The organism is Burkholderia sp. Bp9012 (assembly GCF_003853825.1).
GTDB classification, from domain to species: domain Bacteria; phylum Pseudomonadota; class Gammaproteobacteria; order Burkholderiales; family Burkholderiaceae; genus Burkholderia; species Burkholderia diffusa.
The window spans coordinates 182,824-200,938 of record NZ_QTQA01000014.1 but is presented as its reverse complement, the minus strand read 5'-3'; the positions used below and the strand labels follow the sequence as shown (position 1 = coordinate 200,938).

Annotated in this window: 22 protein-coding genes; 16 read left to right on the top strand and 6 right to left on the bottom strand. The window is 69.9% G+C overall.

Annotated elements, in window-relative coordinates:
- Both DIE11_RS20615 and DIE11_RS20610 read left to right on the top strand, forming a co-directional pair.
- The coding region (locus tag DIE11_RS20615) for a TerC family protein (RefSeq protein WP_148093054.1) at positions 1–441 on the top strand (441 nt) is incomplete at its 5' end.
- A gap of 84 nt (positions 442–525) precedes the next feature.
- Positions 526–828, top strand: a complete 303-nt coding sequence (locus tag DIE11_RS20610) for a zf-TFIIB domain-containing protein (protein WP_124626705.1) — start codon at positions 526–528, stop codon at positions 826–828.
- 113 nt (positions 829–941) lie between these two features.
- Here the strand turns inward: DIE11_RS20610 and DIE11_RS20605 are convergent, their stop codons facing one another.
- Together DIE11_RS20605 and DIE11_RS20600 are read right to left on the bottom strand one after the other, a co-directional pair.
- Entirely contained in the window at positions 942–1,367 is a 426-nt protein-coding gene (locus DIE11_RS20605) for an Hsp20/alpha crystallin family protein (protein ID WP_124626703.1), read from the bottom strand.
- Positions 1,368–1,394: 27 nt separating this feature from the next.
- Positions 1,395–1,835 (bottom strand): Hsp20/alpha crystallin family protein, encoded by a 441-nt coding sequence (locus tag DIE11_RS20600; RefSeq protein WP_059603525.1) that lies wholly within the window; start codon positions 1,833–1,835, stop codon positions 1,395–1,397.
- Between the two features lie 241 nt (positions 1,836–2,076).
- Between DIE11_RS20600 and DIE11_RS20595 the strand changes: the two genes are divergently transcribed.
- The gene (locus tag DIE11_RS20595) at positions 2,077–2,994 is read left to right on the top strand and encodes a 3-hydroxyacyl-CoA dehydrogenase NAD-binding domain-containing protein (RefSeq protein ID WP_124626701.1); all 918 of its coding nucleotides are present in this window, start codon (positions 2,077–2,079) and stop codon (positions 2,992–2,994) included.
- 28 nt (positions 2,995–3,022) lie between these two features.
- Here the strand turns inward: DIE11_RS20595 and DIE11_RS20590 are convergent, their stop codons facing one another.
- Both DIE11_RS20590 and DIE11_RS20585 read right to left on the bottom strand, forming a co-directional pair.
- A complete protein-coding gene (locus DIE11_RS20590) occupies positions 3,023–3,304 on the bottom strand; it encodes a DUF4148 domain-containing protein (RefSeq protein WP_124626700.1) in 282 nt (93 codons plus the stop codon).
- A gap of 168 nt (positions 3,305–3,472) precedes the next feature.
- Complete coding sequence (locus DIE11_RS20585; RefSeq protein WP_114176641.1) at positions 3,473–4,321, bottom strand: LysR substrate-binding domain-containing protein; 849 nt, start codon at positions 4,319–4,321, stop codon at positions 3,473–3,475.
- A gap of 331 nt (positions 4,322–4,652) precedes the next feature.
- Here DIE11_RS20585 and madL point away from each other — a divergent pair, with 331 nt between their 5' ends.
- From madL to DIE11_RS20530, 11 genes are all read left to right on the top strand, one after another.
- Positions 4,653–5,048 carry a malonate transporter subunit MadL gene (gene madL, locus DIE11_RS20580; RefSeq protein WP_124626698.1) on the top strand — a complete coding sequence of 132 codons (396 nt, stop codon included), beginning with the start codon at positions 4,653–4,655 and terminating at the stop codon, positions 5,046–5,048.
- Positions 5,049–5,059: 11 nt separating this feature from the next.
- Positions 5,060–5,827: a malonate transporter subunit MadM gene (madM, locus tag DIE11_RS20575; protein WP_124626695.1), complete on the top strand. Its 768-nt coding sequence runs from the start codon at positions 5,060–5,062 to the stop codon at positions 5,825–5,827.
- A 130-nt stretch (positions 5,828–5,957) separates the two neighbouring features.
- Positions 5,958–7,604 carry a malonate decarboxylase subunit alpha gene (gene mdcA, locus DIE11_RS20570; RefSeq protein WP_059603540.1) on the top strand — a complete coding sequence of 549 codons (1,647 nt, stop codon included), beginning with the start codon at positions 5,958–5,960 and terminating at the stop codon, positions 7,602–7,604.
- 10 nt (positions 7,605–7,614) lie between these two features.
- Positions 7,615–7,929: a malonate decarboxylase acyl carrier protein gene (gene mdcC / locus DIE11_RS20565; RefSeq protein WP_059603544.1), complete on the top strand. Its 315-nt coding sequence runs from the start codon at positions 7,615–7,617 to the stop codon at positions 7,927–7,929.
- Positions 7,926–8,849, top strand: coding sequence for a biotin-independent malonate decarboxylase subunit beta (locus DIE11_RS20560; RefSeq protein ID WP_124626693.1), 924 nt, complete (start codon positions 7,926–7,928; stop codon positions 8,847–8,849). Before mdcC ends, DIE11_RS20560 begins: the two co-directional genes overlap by 4 nt.
- A gap of 79 nt (positions 8,850–8,928) precedes the next feature.
- Positions 8,929–9,636: a biotin-independent malonate decarboxylase subunit gamma gene (gene mdcE / locus DIE11_RS20555; protein ID WP_124626691.1), complete on the top strand. Its 708-nt coding sequence runs from the start codon at positions 8,929–8,931 to the stop codon at positions 9,634–9,636.
- A complete protein-coding gene (gene mdcG, locus DIE11_RS20550; protein ID WP_124626689.1) occupies positions 9,623–10,291 on the top strand; it encodes a malonate decarboxylase holo-[acyl-carrier-protein] synthase in 669 nt (222 codons plus the stop codon). The genes mdcE and mdcG overlap by 14 nt, the downstream gene beginning before the upstream one ends.
- Positions 10,288–11,154, top strand: a complete 867-nt coding sequence (mdcB, locus tag DIE11_RS20545; protein WP_124626688.1) for a triphosphoribosyl-dephospho-CoA synthase MdcB — start codon at positions 10,288–10,290, stop codon at positions 11,152–11,154. Before mdcG ends, mdcB begins: the two co-directional genes overlap by 4 nt.
- On the top strand, positions 11,151–12,098 hold the full coding sequence (mdcH, locus tag DIE11_RS20540; protein ID WP_124626685.1) for a malonate decarboxylase subunit epsilon: 948 nt from the start codon (positions 11,151–11,153) through the stop codon (positions 12,096–12,098). Before mdcB ends, mdcH begins: the two co-directional genes overlap by 4 nt.
- Positions 12,099–12,233: 135 nt before the next feature.
- Entirely contained in the window at positions 12,234–12,755 is a 522-nt protein-coding gene (locus tag DIE11_RS20535; protein WP_124626683.1) for a phospholipase D-like domain-containing protein, read from the top strand.
- 175 nt (positions 12,756–12,930) lie between these two features.
- Positions 12,931–13,599 carry a phosphoribosyltransferase gene (locus DIE11_RS20530; RefSeq protein WP_124626713.1) on the top strand — a complete coding sequence of 223 codons (669 nt, stop codon included), beginning with the start codon at positions 12,931–12,933 and terminating at the stop codon, positions 13,597–13,599.
- Here the strand turns inward: DIE11_RS20530 and phaZ are convergent.
- Positions 13,586–14,809 carry a polyhydroxyalkanoate depolymerase gene (gene phaZ / locus DIE11_RS20525; protein ID WP_124626681.1) on the bottom strand — a complete coding sequence of 408 codons (1,224 nt, stop codon included), beginning with the start codon at positions 14,807–14,809 and terminating at the stop codon, positions 13,586–13,588. The two genes, DIE11_RS20530 and phaZ, sit on opposite strands and share 14 nt — an antisense overlap.
- A 147-nt stretch (positions 14,810–14,956) precedes the next feature.
- On the opposite strand from phaZ, the gene DIE11_RS20520 reads away from it, so the two are divergent.
- Complete coding sequence (locus DIE11_RS20520; RefSeq protein WP_059603565.1) at positions 14,957–15,586, top strand: glutathione S-transferase; 630 nt, start codon at positions 14,957–14,959, stop codon at positions 15,584–15,586.
- A 341-nt stretch (positions 15,587–15,927) separates the two neighbouring features.
- Positions 15,928–16,125: a hypothetical protein gene (locus DIE11_RS20515; RefSeq protein ID WP_044844954.1), complete on the top strand. Its 198-nt coding sequence runs from the start codon at positions 15,928–15,930 to the stop codon at positions 16,123–16,125.
- A 109-nt stretch (positions 16,126–16,234) separates the two neighbouring features.
- Here DIE11_RS20515 and proP read toward each other — a convergent pair whose 3' ends face one another.
- On the bottom strand, positions 16,235–17,719 hold the full coding sequence (proP, locus tag DIE11_RS20510; RefSeq protein WP_124626679.1) for a glycine betaine/L-proline transporter ProP: 1,485 nt from the start codon (positions 17,717–17,719) through the stop codon (positions 16,235–16,237).
- Between the last annotated feature and the right edge of the window lie 396 nt (positions 17,720–18,115).

The following is an 18,115-nucleotide window of genomic DNA, read 5'->3' as shown; positions in this document are numbered from 1 at the left end:
ACCACCGAGATCCATCACCACGTGTCGCACGACGGTGAAGGCGCGGGCGGTGCCGGCGGCGCGGCCGGCCTGACGATGTGGGCCGCGATCGGCCAGATCGTGATGCTCGACATCGTGTTCTCGATCGACAGCATCGTGACCGCGATCGGCATGACCGAACACGTGCCGATCATGTTCGTCGCGGTGATCGTCGCGGTGAGCGTGATGCTGTTCGCCGCGCAGCCGCTCGCACGCTTCATCGACCGCAACCCGACCATCGTGATGCTCGCGCTGTCGTTCCTGGTCGTGATCGGCATGACGCTGATCGCCGAAGGGTTCGGTTCGCACGTGCCGAAGGGTTACATCTACGCGGCGATGGCGTTCTCGGCCTTCGTCGAAGGCATGAACATGCTGGCGCGGCGTGCGAAGGCGAAGCGCGCGGCACGCACGCAAGGTCACTGAGCCACCGCGCGTGACGCCGGCTATGGCCGGCTCGCGCGCGTCATACGGAATCCGGGCGACATTCGCCCGGAAAGGAGAGACGCGATGAAATGCCCTGTCTGCAAGACGCCCGACCTGCTGATGGCCGAGCGCCAGTCGATCGAGATCGACTACTGTCCCACCTGCCGCGGCGTGTGGCTCGATCGCGGCGAACTCGACAAGCTGATCGCCCGCGAAACCGATGACGCGCCGGCACGTCGCGACGCCGCGCCGGCGCCGTCCGATGCGCCCGCGCAGCGCGGTCGCGACGATGGCTGGGGGCGCGACGGACGCTCGCACGACGAGCGTTACCGGCACGACGGCCGGCGTCGCAAGAAGTCGGTGTTCGACCTGTTCGATTTCGATTGAAGCCGCCGGCAGCCGCCGCATGCCGCGCGTCGTGAAACAAGCCCCGCACAGGCGTTGCCTGGCGGGGCTTGTTCATCGTCGGTACGGCCTCGGGCAGTGCCGGAGCGCGACGCTCATGCGTCGCCGGCTTTCACGTCGATACGGCGCGGGCGGGCTTCTTCGCGACGCGGAATCGTCAGCGTGAGCACGCCGTCGCGCAGGTTCGCGTCGATCCTCGACGTGTCGAGGTCCGCACTCAGCGCGAACGTGCGCACGAAGCGCGGCGCGCGAACTTCCGCATGCCGCACGCGCAACTCGGCCGGCGTGTCGATGCGTGCTTCGGCTTCGATCGTCAGCGTACTGTCGTGCACCTTCACGTCGAGGTTTTCCCGCGGCACGCCGGGCAGGTCGGCGCGCAGCGTGACGCACTGCGAATCTTCGACGATGTCGACGGCCGGCACGATCGCGGGCCGACGAGATGCGTCCTCGGCGGCGGTCGCGGTAGCGGCAGCGGACGGGGTGCCGGGCTGGCGTTCGGTCAGGGTCTGGCTCGTATTCATGTCGTTCTCCTGAAGATGATTCCGAGGTTACTGGACGGTGATGGCGCGCGGCTTCGATTCTTCGCGACGCCCGACGCGAATCAGCAGGCAGCCGTTTTGGTATCGGGCGCTGACGTTGTCGGGATCGGCGTTCTGCGGCAGCTCGACCACGCGGCGGAACTTGCCGTGAAAGCGCTCCTGCGCATACGTGCGCACGTCGTCGCCGGCTTGCTGCGGCACGGGCTTGCGCTCGCCGCTGATCGTCAGCAGATCCTTGTCGATCGATACGTCGAAGTCCGCCGCGGCCATGCCGGGCGCGAACGCGACGATTTCGATCGTGTCGTCGGTGGCGCCGATGTTCAGCGCGGGGAACGCGCTCGGCCGGCCCTCGCGGATGCCGGTCGGAAGCCTGCCGAACAGGCCCGCCATCTGGCGCTGGACGCGGGCGAATTCGTCGAACAGGTCGTTGCCGAAATAGAGATCGCTCATGATGGTCCTCCTGCACGTGAACCGCGGAATACGCGACGGGCGCTGACGACAAGGTGCCGCGCGGTTTTCCGCGGGATTGAAACGGGGCGGTGCGCGATATCGGCACTGCCCGGCACCGCGTAATTAGAGGCCGTCGAAACGTATTTCAAGAGGGAAATCGCACGTTGCATCGCCGCAGCGCGACGCCGCGAATCGATGCGACAATCCCCGCGCATCAACTGACCACGGAGACGGGACGCACATGGACATTCAACGTATCGCGATCGTCGGCACCGGCGTGATCGGCGCGAGCTGGACGGCTTTCTATCTGACGCAGGGTTTCGACGTCGTCGCGACCGACCCGGCGCCGCAGGCCGACGTGCGGCTGCGCGACGCGCTGGCTGCGTTTCTCGGCGAGCGCGCCGCCGAACTTGCCGCGCGGCTGTCGTTCGATGCCGATCTCGGGCGTGCACTGGACGGTGTCGACTTCGTGCAGGAGAACGGCCCCGAGCGGCTCGACCTGAAGCGTGCGCTGTACCGGCAGATGGACGACGTGCTGCCCGCGCACGTGCCGATCGCGTCGAGCTCGTCGGGCCTGAAGATGTCCGATATCCAGACCGCGTGCGCGAAGCATCCGGAACGCTGCCTGATCGCGCACCCGTTCAATCCGCCGCACCTGATCCCGCTCGTCGAGCTGGTCGGCGGCGACGCGACCGACTCGAGCGTGATCGCGCGCGTGAAGGATTTCTACGACGCGCTCGGCAAGCAGACGATCGTGCTCAACAAGGAGATGACCGGCCACGTCGCGAACCGCCTCGCGGCCGCGCTGTTCCGCGAGGTGTATCACCTCGTCGGCGAAGGCGTCGTGAGCGTCGCCGATGCGGACAAGGCCGTCGCTTGGGGCCCGGGCTTGCGCTGGGGACTGATGGGGCAGTGCCTGACCTATCACCTCGGCGGCGGGGCGGGCGGGATCGCGCACTTTCTCGAACACCTGTCGGGGCCGATCACGAGCTGGTGGGACGACCTCGGCACGCCGTCGTTCGATCCGGCCGTCGATCGCAAGTTGAACGATGAACTGCGCGCGATCCAGGGTGACCATTCGATGCAGGAACTGGCGGCCGAGCGCGACCGGTTGCTCGTCGAGCTGATCGACGCGCGGCGCCGCAGCTTCCTGCCCTGATCCGGGCGCGCCGGCGCGGCTGCGCCGGCTATTGCTGCGACATCGCCTGGCGGGCTGGCGGCGTCTGGGCCAGCCAGGCGGGGCTCGCGGCCTGCACGAGTTCGCGATTGCGCGCGCGCGTCGCCGCGTTCGGCGGGTAGTTGCCGTCGTTCGTCGGCAGTTCGCCGTCGAGATAGGCCTGCTTGAGCTGGTCGATGACTTCCGCGCGGGTCAGCCCCGGTGTGGGGGCCGACGCATCGGTTTGGGCAAAGGCGGGGGACAGCAGGGCGGCTGCAGCGGTCGCGACGGCGAATCGCAGGACGTTCTTCATGGTGGGCTCCGATCAACGGGACGGGATACCGGAGGCGCGCGGCGAGGTGCGATGCGTTCCGATGGGAGCCCATTGTCGCGAGCGGGTGCTGCGCGGACGATGACGCGTTCCGGGCAACGCTGTCAGGTGCGACGGACGCGCCCGGGTGCGTCCGGGCGCGCGGTGCCGCTACAGCTCGGCCGCCGCCGTGATCAGCGTGGCTTCGAGCGCGAGCGTCGAGCGCGACGCGGCCGCCGGGCGGTCGATCACGTATTCGAGTTCGCCGAGTTCGGGCAGCCCTGCGTCGAGCCGCGCGAGCCCGGCCGGAATCACGTAGCCGGCGAAGGCGCTGACGCCGAGCCCCGCGCTCGCGGCCGCGCGCAGCACCGCGATGCTGCTGCTCACGACGGCGATCCGGTACGGGCGGCCGACCGCCTCGAGCGACTCGAGCACGCGGCGGCGCGACACGCTCGGCTCCGGATGCATCGCGAGCGGCAGCACGGCCTCGTGGCCGGTGATCCGCGAATCGGGGCCGGTGCACCAGTACAGCGGCTCGCTGCGGATCACGCGGCCGCGCCGGCTGCCGGCGATGCGTTTCGCGAACACCAGATCGTGCCGGCCTTCGTCGAGCGCGTCGAACAGGTCGCCCGACAGCCCCGTCGAGATCGCAAGCTCGACGTCCGGATTGCGCTGCACGAAGCTCGCGAGCGCGGCCGTCAGGTGCGCGGACGCGAAATCCTCCGACATCGCGAGCCGCACCTTGCCCGACAGCGGCGGCCCGCACACCGACGTGACGGCTTCGTCCATCAGTTCGAGGATGCGCACCGCGTAGCGGAACAGCGCGTCGCCGTGCTGCGACAGGTGCACGTTGCGCGTGTCGCGCTCGAACAGCGGCCGGTCGAGCAGCTCCTCGAGGCGGCGGATGTGCTGGCTGACGGTCGACTGCGACAGGCTCACGCGCTCGGACGCGGCGGTGAAGCTGCCGGACTGGGCGACGGCAACGAAGCTGCGCAGCAGCTCGGGCGGTAACGGGCGCATTGCTAAATCCACTGAATCGGTTTCGACAACTTCATAAATGGCCGGATTATGCGGCGCTAGTATCGGATCACGCGCCGGTGCGGCCTCTGCGACCGGGGGCCACCAGACGCGTAGCCCGTGTCGGGTCGCCGGCTGTATCGGTCAGTCTAAGCCATCCGGCGTCCGGCCCGAAACCGCATCATCCCATCGACCGCCCGAGAACGCGCTCGCACGACGAGCCGCCGGGCCGCGGCGCACCGCCGCAGGAGACAGACAGTCCGCCCGGGATCGGCGTGCGGGCCTGACTCCCGCACGCGTTCGGCGCCCGTCACGAAGAGACTGGAGACGACTCATGATCATCTACGGAACCGCGCTGCTGGCGTTCTGCCACCTGGCCGGACTGTTCCTCGGCGACCTGCTTGGCACCGCGATCGGCGTGAAAACCAACGTCGGCGGCGTCGGCATCGCGATGCTGCTGCTGATCTGCCTGCGCCTGTGGCTGCATCGCCGTGGCTGGCTGCCGAAGGAGACCGAGGCCGGCGTCGGTTTCTGGGGCGCGATGTACATCCCGGTGGTCGTCGCGATGGCCGCGAACCAGAACGTCGTCGCCGCGCTCAAGGGCGGCCCCGTCGCGCTGCTGGCCGCCATTGGCGCGGTCGCGATCTGCGCATGCTGCATCGCGGTACTCGTGCGCACCGGGCGCGACGACACGGCCTTCGCGGGCGTGCCGCAATTCGAAGAACAGTGACGGAGGCCACCATGTTGCAGATGCTCGAAAAAACCGTCGCCCACAACGGGCTCGTCGCATCGTTCGCGCTGGTCGGCCTGATCATGTGGCTGTCGTCGATCGCGTCGCGCAAGCTCACGTTCGGCCGCGTGCACGGCTCCGCGATCGCGATCGTGATCGGCCTCGTGCTCGCCTATGTCGGTGGCGCATTCACCGGTGGCGAGAAGGGGCTGGCCGACGTCAAGCTGTTCGCCGGTATCGGCTTGATGGGCGGCGCGATGCTGCGCGATTTCGCGATCGTCGCGACCGCGTTCGAAGTGCAGCCGGCCGAGGCGCGCAAGGCCGGCCTCGTCGGCGTCGTGTCGCTGCTGCTCGGCACCGTGCTGCCGTTCATCGTCGGCGCGTGCATCGCGCGCGCGTTCGGCTATACCGACGCGGTCAGCATGACGACGATCGGCGCGGGCGCCGTCACCTACATCGTCGGGCCCGTCACGGGCGCGGCGATCGGTGCGAGCTCCGACGTGATCGCGCTCAGCATCGCGACCGGGCTCGTGAAAGCGATCATCGTGATGGTCGGCACGCCGGTCGCGGCCAGCTTCATGGGCCTGAAGACGCCGCGCTCCGCGATGATCTTCGGCGGCCTGGCCGGCACCGTGAGCGGCGTGAGTGCGGGGCTTGCCGCGACCGACCGCCGGCTCGTGCCGTATGGCGCGCTGGTCGCGACGTTCCATACCGGCGTCGGCTGCCTGCTCGGGCCGTCGGTGCTGTTCTTCACGACGCGCGCGCTGGTCGGCGCGTGACCGCGCATGGCCCGTCGCGCGCGGGCCGCATCCATTGCGGCGTCCTCTGAGTCGCATTCGTCAACATCATCAATCGGCGGCGGCGCCAGGCTTAGAATGCCGCTGAACCATCGAAGCGGGAGAACTGTTCATGACGGGATGGAATCACGCGCGGCAGGCGCGCGATGCACGCCTCGCGGCCGGCGCAGCCTTCGCGCAGGGCAAGCGGGTCGATGCGCGCGACACCGTCGCGTTGCTCGAAGCAGTGCTGCGGCCCGGCGATCGCGTGTGCCTCGAAGGCGACAACCAGAAGCAGGCCGACCTGCTTGCGACGGCGCTCGCCGACGTCGACAGCGCGAAGATCCACGACCTGCACATGGTGCAGTCGGGCGTCGTGCTGCCCGAGCATCTCGACGTGTTCGAGCGCGGCATCGCGAAGCGGCTCGACTTCGCGTATTCGGGCCCGCAGTCGCAGCGGATCGCGAAGCTGCTGTTCGGCGGCAAGATCGCGCTTGGCGCGGTGCACACGTATCTCGAACTGTTCGCGCGCTACTTCATCGACCTCACGCCGCATGTCGCGCTGATCGCGGCGGTCAGCGCCGACGCCGACGGCAATCTCTATACCGGCCCGAACACGGAAGACACGCCGACCGTCGTCGAGGCCACCGCGTTCAAGGACGGCATCGTGATCGCGCAGGTCGACCGGATCGTCGACAAGGTGCCGCGCGTCGACATCCCGGGCGACCGCGTGCATTTCGTCGTCGAGGCTGGCCGGCCGTTCTACGTCGAGCCGCTGTTCACGCGCGACCCGGCCGCGATCACCGAGACACAGATCCTGACCGCGATGCTCGCGATCAAGGGCATCTACGAACCGTACGGGATCAAGCGCCTGAATCACGGGATCGGCTTCAACACGGCCGCGATCGAGCTGCTGCTGCCGACCTACGGCGCGAAGCTCGGGCTGAAGGGCAAGGTCTGCACGCACTGGGCGCTCAATCCGCACCCGACGCTGATTCCCGCGATCGAATCGGGCTGGGTCGAGCAGATCCACTGCTTCGGCTCCGAAGTCGGGATGGACGACTACATCCGCGCGCGCTCCGACGTGTGGTTCACGGGCCCGGACGGCTCGCTGCGCTCGAACCGTGCGTTCTGCCAGACCGCCGGCCTTTACGCGTGCGACATGTTCATCGGCTCGACGCTGCAGATCGACCTGTCCGGCCATTCGTCGACGGTGACCGCCGAGCGGATCGCCGGTTTCGGCGGCGCGCCGAACATGGGCAGCGACGCGCGCGGCCGGCGCCACCCGAGCGAGCCGTGGCTGAAGGCCGGCGCGGAAGCCGACCCGGACACGCCGGCGGCGCTCAGGCGCGGCCGCAAGCTGGTCGTGCAGATCGGCGAGACCTTCGGCGACAAGAACGTGCCGATGTTCGTCGAGAAGCTCGATGCGCTGAAGCTCGCCGACAAGCTGCAGCTCGACCTCGCACCGATCATGGTCTACGGCGACGACGTCACGCACATCGTCACCGAGGAAGGGATCGCGAACCTGCTGATGTGCCGCGACAAGGACGAACGCGAGCATGCGATCCGCGGCGTGGCCGGCTATACGGAAGTCGGCCGCGGCCGCGACCGCAGGATGGTCGAGCGCCTGCGCGAGCGCGGCGTGATCCGCCGCCCGGAAGATCTCGGCATCGATCCGCTCGACGCCGACCGCCGCTGGCTCGCCGCGCGCTCGATCAAGGATCTCGTGCACTGGTCGGGCGGCCTGTATGCGCCGCCGGCCCGGTTCCGCAACTGGTGAGGAAGAGGGCATGGAACAGTTGAACTATCGCTTCACCGCGCGCGGGCGTGCGCGGGGCGAACTGGCCACCGCGCTCGTTGGCGTGGTCGCGTCCGGCAATCTCGAGGTGCTCGTCGAGCGCGTGCTGCCGGGCAACGAATGCGAGATCGACATCCGCACCGCCGCGGTCGGTTTCGGCGCGGTGTGGCAGGCGGTGGTGTCGGACTTCGTCGAACGGCGCGCGCCGGGCGGCCTGAAGCTGTCGATCAACGACGGCGGCGCGCGGCCGGACATGGTGTCGCTGCGGCTCGCGCAAGCCGTGCGCGCGATCGAGGGGGACGCATGATGACCGACGCGATCCACGACGCGCCCGCGTTCGTCGCGAACGCCGCGAGCTGGTACGAAGCGTCGGCGCGCCAGCGCGTCGACGGGCTGCTCGACGCGGGCAGCTTCACGGAATTTCTCGGGCCGGGCGAGCGTGTGACGAGCCCGCACTTGCCGCTGTTCGACCTGCCGCAGCAGTTCGACGACGGGATGGTGGTCGGCCATGGCCGGCTCGGCGGCCAGCCGGTGTTCGTCGCCGCGCAGGAGGGCCGCTTCATGGGCGGTGCGTTCGGCGAAGTGCACGGCGCGAAGCTCACCGGGTTGCTGCGCGCCGCGCGCGACGTCGGCAAGCCGGTGCTGATCCTGTTCGACACCGGCGGCGTGCGGCTGCAGGAAGCGAATGCGGGCGAGCTCGCGATCGCCGAGATCATGCGCGCACTCGTCGAGGCGCGCGCGGCGGGCGTGCCGGTGATCGGGCTGATCGGCGGGCGCGCGGGCTGCTACGGCGGCGGCGGGCTGCTCGCCGCGTGCTGCTCGGCGCGCGCGGTGTCCGAGCAGGGGCGCATCAGCGTGTCGGGGCCCGAGGTGATCGAGACCAACCGCGGTGTCGAGGAATTCGACGCGAAGGACCGCGCGCTGATCTGGCGCACGATGGGCGGCAAGCACCGCCGGCTGATCGGCAGCGCGGATCGCTATGTGGCCGATACGCCCGATGCGTTTCGCGCGGCCGCGCTCGACCTGATCGGCCGTGCGCCGACATTCGATGCGGCGATGCTGCGTGCGGAGCAGGCGCGGCTGGAAGCGCGCGTCGAGCGGTTCGGCGCGTGCAGGGATGCGCTCGACGTGTGGCGCGCGCTCGGCGCGAGCGAGCCGGAAGCGATTCCCGGCATGTCCGACGATGAATTCGCGAAGCTCGCCGATCAACTGCAGGAGCAGAAATGACACGACCCCCACGCTCACTTGGTTCGCTGCCCCCCGAGGGGGCGCCTGCCTCCCTTGGGGTGGCCCGGCGGGAGGCAGCATGACGCTCGATGAAGTTCTGAATTCGCTGTTTCCCGAAGGCCATTCGATCAAGCGAAACGGCGGCCTGCTGACGGGCCACGCTGAACTGACCGGCACGTGCGTCGACGTGATCGGCGTCGCCGATCGCTTGCCGTTCGGCATCGACGAAGCCATCACGCTCGCATCGCACGTGCTCGACACGATCGAGCGTGGCGGCGGCACGCCGATTCTCGTGCTCGTCGACAGCGACAGCCAGCGGATGAGCAAGCGCGACGAACTGCTCGGCCTGAACGAAGGGCTGTCGCATCTCGCGAAATGCCTGATGCATGCGGACCTTGCCGGGCACCGGACGATCGGCCTGCTGTACGGTCATACGGCTGCGGGCGCGTTCATCGCGACCGCGCTCGCGACACGCACGCTGCTCGCGGTGCCGGGTGCCGAGCCCGAGGTGATGGACCTGCCGTCGATGTCGCGCGTGACGAAGCTGCCGATCGACGTGCTGAAGGCAATGGCACGCTCGACGCCGGTGTTTGCGCCGGGGCTCGACAATCTCGTGAAGATGGGCGCCGTCGACGCCGTGCTCGATCCAGCCCGCGCGCTCGACGGGCAGGTCGGCGAATGGCTCGGCAAGCCGGCCGATCGCACCGATGGTCGTGCGGCGCGCGGCCGGCCGATCGCGGCCGACGTCGCGCGGCGCGTCGAGGCACTCGCGCGTGCCGCACGCTGACACGCCGCTGCGACGCCACACGCTCGTCACGCTGACGGCGGCCGGGTGGCGCGCGGCATGCGCGCGCGATCCCGCGCTGGCGGCCGATCCGCTCGTGCACGCGTGGGCCGCGCGCGGCTGGCCGACGATCGTGCGCCGCGCGTCGCCCGACGAGGCCGATGCGCGGCGCGTGCCGCTCGGCTTGCCGCTGCCGCCTTCCGCGGGCAAACGGCGCATCGCACTGAACGTCGCCGCCGACGCGGTGGAGTCGGTCGGCCCGCTGCCCACGCTGGCCGACGTGCTGGCCGCTGCGCCCGACGCATGGCACGCGACGCTGCGCGAGCTGGATGCGCTTGGCGCGCGCTGCGGCGTGCAGGGTCGCGTGTTCGGCAGCCTCGCGTGGCAGGCGCTGACGGGCGAGCGCTATCTGAGCGCGTCCTCCGATCTCGACATCGTGTTCCCGCTGCCGGACGCCGCATCGCTCGCGGCGCTGCTCGACGGCCTGGCGGCACTCGACGCGCGCGCGCCGATGCACATCGACGGCGAACTGCTGCGCGACGACGGCGCGGGCGCGAACTGGCGCGAATTGCATGCGCGGCTGCCTGAAGTCGCGGTCAAGACGGCGATCGCCGTCGAACTGATGTCCGCCGACGCATTCACGGGAGGCACGCGATGAGTGCATGGGCCGCCCGCCGGGCGGCGGCGCCGTCCGAGGCCGAGCGCATCGCCGAACTCGCCGAGCGCAGCCTCGTGCTCGAGATCGAGACATATCCGAAACCGGGCCTCGTCAGTCACGTCGACACCGGCAGCCATGCGGACATGGACGCCGCGACGTTCGCGCGCAGCGCGGCCGTGCTGCGGCCGTACTTCGCGGAACTCGCCGACGCCGGCGCGCGTGACGCGGATATGGCCGTGCTGCGCAAGATCGGGCTGCGCGCGGAACACGCGATGCTCGCGGCGACCGGCGGCGTCAACACGCATCGCGGCGCGATTTTCGGGCTCGGGTTGCTGTGCGCGGCCGCCGGCCGCAGCACGGTGCCCGGCACGGCGGCCCGCACGATGACGCTCGGCGCGTTCGTCGCGCAGCGGTGGGGCACCGAGATCCTCGGCGGCCCGCGGCTGCCCGACAGTCACGGCGAGCGCGCGAGCCGCCGCTACGGCGTCGGCGGCGCGCGTCGCGAGGCGGCCGACGGGTTCGCGACCGTGTACGGCGTCGGATTGCCGGCGCTGCGCCGCGCGCAGCGCCGCGTGCCGGACGATCCGGAGGCCGCGCGCGTCGACGCATGCTTCGCGCTTATCGCCGCGCTCGACGATACGAATCTGCTGCACCGGGGTGGGCAGGCCGGCCTCGATTTCGCGCGGGCCACGGCACGCGCATTCGTCGCCCGCGGCGGCATACGCGCTCGCGACTGGCGATTGCGCGCGGCCGCCGCGCACCGAGCGTTCGTCGCACGCCGGCTGAGCCCGGGCGGCGCGGCCGACCTGCTGGCGATGAGCGTGTTCGTCGACGCACTCGAAGCGGCCGAGGAGGGGGGATGACGCTGGCGATCCTGTGTTCGGGGCAAGGCGCGCAGCGGGCGGACATGTTCGAGTTGACCGGCGCCGCGCCACAGGCTGATACGCTGTTCGAGCATGCGGGCCGGCTCCTTGGCGACGATCCGCGCGACTGGGTGCGGCATGCCCGACCGGACGCGCTGCGCGGGAACCGCGCCGCGCAGATCCTTTGCACGGTGCAGGCGCTCGCGGCAGCCGCGTTGCTCGACGCGGTGTGGCCGCGCAGGCGCTGTGTCGCGGGTTACAGCGTCGGCGAAGTCGCGTCGTGGAGCGTCGCGGGGATGATCGATCCGCACGACGCGCTGGATCTGGCCGACGCGCGCGCGCGCGCAATGGACGCCGCGAGCGGCGGCGACGAACGGATGGCGTTCGTGCGCGGGCTGACGCGCGCGCAGCTCACGCAACTGTGCGACGGTCGCGATGCGGCGATCGCGATCGCCAACCCGGGCGACGCATTCGTGGTGGCGGGGCGGCAGGCCGACGTTGCCGCGGTGGCCGACGACGCGGCACGCGACGGTGCGCTGCGCGTCGCGCCCGTGTGCGTACGTATCGCGTCGCACACGCGCCGGCTCGCGTCGGCGGTGCCCGCGTTTCGCGCGTCGCTGGCTGGCGTGAACGTGCGCCGGCCGTTGCCCGGTACGCGGCTGTTTTCGGGGATCGACGGCGCGTCGGTGCTCGATGTCGGCACGGGGCTGGACAAGCTCGCGCGGCAGATCGCGGAGCCGGTCGAGTGGGCGGCCTGCCTGGCCGCGTGCGTCGAGGCCGGCGCGACCGCGTTTCTCGAGCTCGGCCCGGGCCGAGCCTTGGCGGAGATGGCGGGCGGTGCTTATCCGGCACTGCCGGCACGCAGCGTCGCGGATTTCCGTTCGGTCGACGGTATCGCGAACTGGCTCGCGCGCGTCGCGCCCGGCTCACGGGCGGTGCGCTAGCGGCCCGGAAACGCCTGGAAATCCCGGCGAGATCGATTCCGGAACCGGCCCGCCAGGTGGTGGTTGCGCACCGGGTGTTGCGCCGGCGCAGCAGCGTCGCAGCAGGCGCTTGCCACGCGAATTGGCGTCGCTACAATGGCGCCCGCCATGAGACCAGCCGCCTTCCTCCTCGCCGTGCTTTGCTGCGCGGCGACCGCCCACGCCAGCCCGATTCCGTCCGATGCCGCATCGGTCGGCACGTACTTTTCGTATGACAATGCGGCGGCCGACGCGACCGTCGACCTGATCGGACAGGCGCAGCGCCGCGTGCTGCTGGCCGGCTACGCGTACGTGCCGCCCGCGGTCGCGGCGGCGCTGCGCGACGCGCGCTCGCGCGGGATCGAAGTGCGGGTCGTGCTGGTGCGTTCGCCGCGTGCGGGCAAGTACAGCGGCGCGGGTTATCTGAAATCGGCCGGCATCGACGTCGCGATCGATTCACGGCACGGCGATCCCGCGCCGCGCTTCGTGATCGTCGACGACAGCGTCGCGCTGACGACGCTGTCCGACGGCGCGCCCGCGCACGCGGAAACGGTGAACGTGTTCCAGCGTGCACCGGAGCTCGCGCAGTCGTACGCGCAGTCGTTCTGGCGGCTGTACCGGCAGGCCGGCGGGCTCTGAGCGCCTGACGGCGGACCAGCCCGGGCAAACGCCACCCATCCTTTTCCCGCCGTAATCCGCATGCCGCGCGCGCCGGTATGACCCCGCTTGCATCGGCGCGTCCGATGAACCATGCTCGTTGAACAGGGTGCCGGTGCGCGCGTCGCGCATCCGGCGCAACGGGCAGGGAGCCATCGTGATCGAATGTTTTGCCGATCGCGCCGACGCGGGGCGCCGGCTTGCGCATGCGCTGCAGGACTATGCGGGGCGTCGCGACGTCGTCGTGCTCGCGCTGCCGCGTGGCGGCGTGCCGGTCGCATTCCCGGTCGCGCAGGCGCTGCGCGCGCCGCTCGACGTGCTGGTGGTGCGCAAGCTCGGCATGCCGTCCGATCCGGAATTCGCGATCGGCGCGATCGCGACTGGCGGAGCGATCCACCTGCAGCATTCGGCGATCCGCGCGATGGGCGTGACCGATGCGCAACTGGCCGACGTGATCGCGCGCGAGACAGCCGAACTGCAGCGCCGCGAAGCGCTGTATCGCGGCGCCCGGCCACCGCTGCCGGTCGACGGCCGGATCGCGATCGTCGTCGACGATGGCGTTGCGACCGGCGCGTCGATGCGCGTTGCGCTGCAGGCGCTGCGCGAACGCCATCCCGCGCGCATCGTGGCCGCCGCACCTGTCGCGCCGGGCGGTGCCCGGCATGCGTTCGACGATCTGGCCGACGCGTTCGTGACGGTGTTGCAGCCGCTGTCGTTCCTCGGAATCAGCCAGTTCTACGCGCGTTTCGACCAGACCGGGGACGACGAGGTGCGTGCGCTCCTCGACGCGGCCCGCGCGCCTGACGACGACATCACGTCCGCCTGATACGGCGCCGGCGCGATCCCGGGCGAGCGGCTTCGGCCTGCACGAATACGCGCTGCAGCGCCGGATGGACTTCGCCGTGCCAGCGCGCGCCCGTGAACAACCCGTAATGATCGCAATCGTCGACATCGAGGCGCTGGCGCTCGCCGGCCTTGAGGCCGCGACACATGGCCAGCGCTGCATGCGTCTGGCCGATGCCCGTGACGGCGTCGCATCCGCCTTCGACCGTCAGCAGCGCGACGCCGCGCAGCGCGGCCGGCTCGACGCGCTGCCCGCCGACGTCCCACGTGCCGTTCGCGAGGCACATCCGCTGAAACACGATATCGACGGTATCCAGGAAGTATTCGGCCGGCATGTCGAGCAGCGCCGTGTATTCGCGCAGCGCACGCCGCGCGTCCGCCAGCGCCGTCAGGTCGAAATGCGACGCCGCGCGCGCGTAGTCCTCGATCAGCGTCAGAAAGCGTTGCGGATACAGCAGCGCGATCTCGCCTTGCTGAAGATAGGTCGGGAACACGTGCCGGCCGCGGCCGGGGAAGCGGGGCGGCACAATGTCGATCAGGTGGCGGCGGCACCACGCGAGCGACCGGGACGCGGCGGTCGTGCCGAGCGTGGTCGGGTTGACGCGCGCGTCGAGCGGCCCGCCGATCAGCGTGATGCTCGCGGGCGGTGCGAGACCGCGAGCGGCGCGCAGCGCAAGTGCGCCGAGCGCGGGAACGGTGGCCTGGCACACGGCGACGACGTGCAGCGGTCGCTCGTCGCGGGCGAGCGCGTCGACGAAGCCGTCGAGCGTCGCCACGTATTCGTCGAGCCCGAAGCGACCCGCCGCGAGCGGGACGTCGCGCGCATTGACCCAGTCGGTCACGCAGACGTCGCCGTCCGCGAGCAGCGCCTCGACGGTCTCCCGCATCATCACGGCTGCATGTCCGGCGAGCGGTGCGCACAGCAGCACCGTGCGCCGCGCGGCATCGCGCGCGAAGCGTCGCAACTGGCAGAACGGCGTGCGCGCGACGATCCGCTCGTCGATCGCCGGACGCCGGATCTCGAATCGCGGCGGCCCGGCGGCGGGCCCGAGGAGCGGCTCGAACAGGTCGTCGTAGCACGACGACGCGGCGTGCGCCAGCGTCGCGGCGGGCCATGCGTCGAACGCGTGGCGCGTCGCCGCGCGCCAGGCGCGCATCCATTCCCGCTGCTGCTCGACGACGGTGTACCACATGGCGAACCTTGGGGCGGAGGGGGCGTGAATCTGCATTATGGTCACTCTGGCCACGCAGCGGGTGTCGGAAACGCGAACAGGCCCTAGGCGGCGACGCACGGCGCTGCTACAGTCGTCGGTCCCATTCCCTCAAGCGGAGCGTTCGCGATGAAGCTGATCGGCATGCTGGATTCCCCGTTCGTGCGCCGTGCCGCCATTTCGGCGAAGCTGCTCGACCTGCCGTTCGAACACGAGTCGATCTCGGTGTTCCGTCAGTTCGACCGGTTCCAGACATTCAACCCGGTCGTGAAGGCGCCGACCCTCGTGACCGACGACGGTGCGACGCTGATCGATTCGTCGCTGATCGTCGACTATCTCGACCATCGCGTCGCGCCCGAGCGGCGCCTGCTGCCCGACGCCGCCGACGCGCGGCTGCGCACGCTCGTGCCGGTCGGATTCGCGCTGGCAGCGGCGGAGAAGACCGTGCAGGTGGTGTACGAGCACGCGCTGCGGCCCGCCGAGAAGCAGCACGCGCCATGGCTCGAGCGCGTGCTGGGCCAGATCGAGGCCGCGTATGGCGAGCTCGAGCCGCTCGTCGCGGCCGCGAACGGCTGGCTCGGCGGCGCGCGCCTGCTGCAGTCCGACGTGACCGTCGCCGTCGCGTGGCGCTTCACGCAATTCATGACCGCCGATTACCCGGCGCTCGCACGGATCGATCCGGCCCGTTATCCGGCACTCGCCGCGCATTCGGCGCGGGCGGAAGCGCTGCCGGCGTTTGTCGAGACGCCGCTCGACTGAAGCCGGCGGCTGTCGCGTCGGCACGGGAGCGAGGGCGGCGGGCGACGCGACCGGCGTGCGGTCCCGCCGGGACTCGTGCCGGCTTCCGGCACGGATCGACCCGGCCGCTATCGGCCGTCCGGTCGCCCGTTTTCGCCCGGTGCGGCGTCCGCAAGACGCCGCCGCGCACCCTCCGTCTGGCGCTCCCGAACCATCCGCCGCCGCCCGCTCGGCCCCGTGCGCCAAAGGCCCGGCCGATTGTTCTCCGTCACTGACAAGTGACTTCGCATTCGCGCTGTTTATCCGGTTGCGGCCGATCCCTAGAATCCACTCCATCGAATAAGCATTACCTGATGGAGCCGATGATGAGAGCGCTGATCGAATCGAGTCTGTACCACCCGTCCGTCGTGTTGCCGCTTGCCGCGCTGACGCAGCTGATGGTCGAGCGCGATTTCAATCTCGGCCAGGTCGGCCTGATCGTCGCGGCGCGCGGTGCGCAGGCTGCGGTGTCGCGTTCGCGGGCGCTGATCTTCTGCCGCCACTGCGAAGCGCACGCATGATCGCGCAGCCACCCAACAGATGAAAAAAAGCCCGGCCGGCGCAAGCCGGTCGGGCGGATCGGATTCGATCTGGCCCCGGCTTTTGCCGGGGCTTTTTCTTGGGCGATGCTCAGGCGCGTACAGTCGACACGACGCCGTAAATCTCCGCATCGTCGTCCTCGCGCATCTGGCGTACCAGCTGGTGCGCCTCGCGGCGCGTCGCGACGGCCGGCGGCGAGCCCTTGAGCGGCTGGCGCGCGGTTTCGGCAAGCGCGACGACCGACACGATGCCGATCACGGCGGCGCCCATCATGTAGTACGCGGGCATCATCAGGTTATGAGTTACGTCGACGAGCCACGCGGTGACGAGCGGCGTCGTGCCGCCGAACAGCGACACCGACACGTTGAAGCCGATCGCGAGCGCGCCGTAGCGGATCTCGGTCGGGAACAGCGCCGGCAGTGCCGACGGCATCACACCGGTGAAGCACGACAGCAGCACGCCGAGGATCAGCAGGCCGCCGAACACCGACGCGGTGGTGCCCGCATGGATCAGCATCATCGACGGGATCGACAGCACGAGCAGGCCGACGCAGCCGGCCAGCATCACGGGCTTGCGGCCGATCCTGTCCGACAGGCGGCCGGCGGCGAGCGTCAGCGGCATCATCAGCACCATCACGATCAGCACCAGCACGAGGCTGTGCGATTCGTCGAAGTGCAGCGTCGACGACATGAAGCTCGGCAGGTACGACAGCACCATGTAGTCGGTCACGTTGAAGATCAGCACGAGACCGACGCAGAGCAGCAGCGCACGCCAGTTGCGCATCAGCGTTTCGCGGAAGCGCGCCTTCGGCACGGCCTTGTCCTGCGCTTCGCGCTCTTCGGCCTGACGCTTGAACGCCGGCGTTTCCTCGAGCTTCATCCGGATGTAGAGGCCGATCAGGCCGAGCGGGCCGGCGATCAGGAACGGCACGCGCCAGCCCCACGACAGCAGCGCCTCCTGCGACAGCGATGCGGTCAGCAGCGCGACGACACCCGCACCCATCACATAGCCGATCAGCGTGCCGAACTCGAGGAAGCTGCCCATGAACCCGCGGCGCTTGTCGGTCGAGAATTCGGCGATGAAGGTGGCGGCGCCGCCGTATTCACCGCCGGTCGAGAAGCCCTGCACGAGGCGGGCGACGAGCAGCAGTATCGGCGCCATGATGCCGATCGACGCGTAGCTGGGGATCAGGCCGATCGCGAAGGTGCCAACGGCCATCATAATCATGGTGGCGGCGAGCACGCGCTGGCGGCCGATGCGGTCGCCGAGCGGGCCGAACACCATGCCGCCGAGCGGACGCACGAGGAACGCGGCCGCGAACGTGCCGAAGGTCGCGAGCAACTGAGCGGACGGGCTGCTGGACGGGAAGAACACCTTGCCGAGCGTGACGGCGATATAGCTGTAGACACCGAAGTCGAACCATTCCATCGCATTGCCGATGGCCATCGCGCTGACGGCGCGCTTGAGCAGGCTCTGGTCGACGACGGTAATGTCGTCCGCGGCGAGTGGGGCCTCGCCGGACGACGTGGAGGAAGAAGCAGCGGTCGGGCTGACGTGTGTTGCGGTCAAGGTCATGCACTCCTTTGACTGCGCCGGAACGGGCGGGCCGTCCGACACGGTTTGCCGGCGAGCGCGATGTCGCGTGCTGCGCGTCGGGGCAGGCCATTTAAGCGCTTACTGCACATGAGGCGGTAAAGGGCCGGAAGGGACTGCTTCGACGCGGGCCCGATGGGCCGTCGCGACTGTGCGCTCATGAAGAATGGGCCGCGTGATGCAAGCGGCAGATGCCGGTGCGGACGGTGTCCGGCGTTCCGGCAAGCGCCCCGGAGGGGCAACGAAACGAGAAAAGCGGGCCTGTCGGGCGGGCTTTCCTGTGGATGCAATTTCGGTCGAAGCACCGGTCCGCAACGCGCGGACGGACTCCTTTCGAAATCGAATAGACAGATATTGAATGTTGAAACAGGCGACATG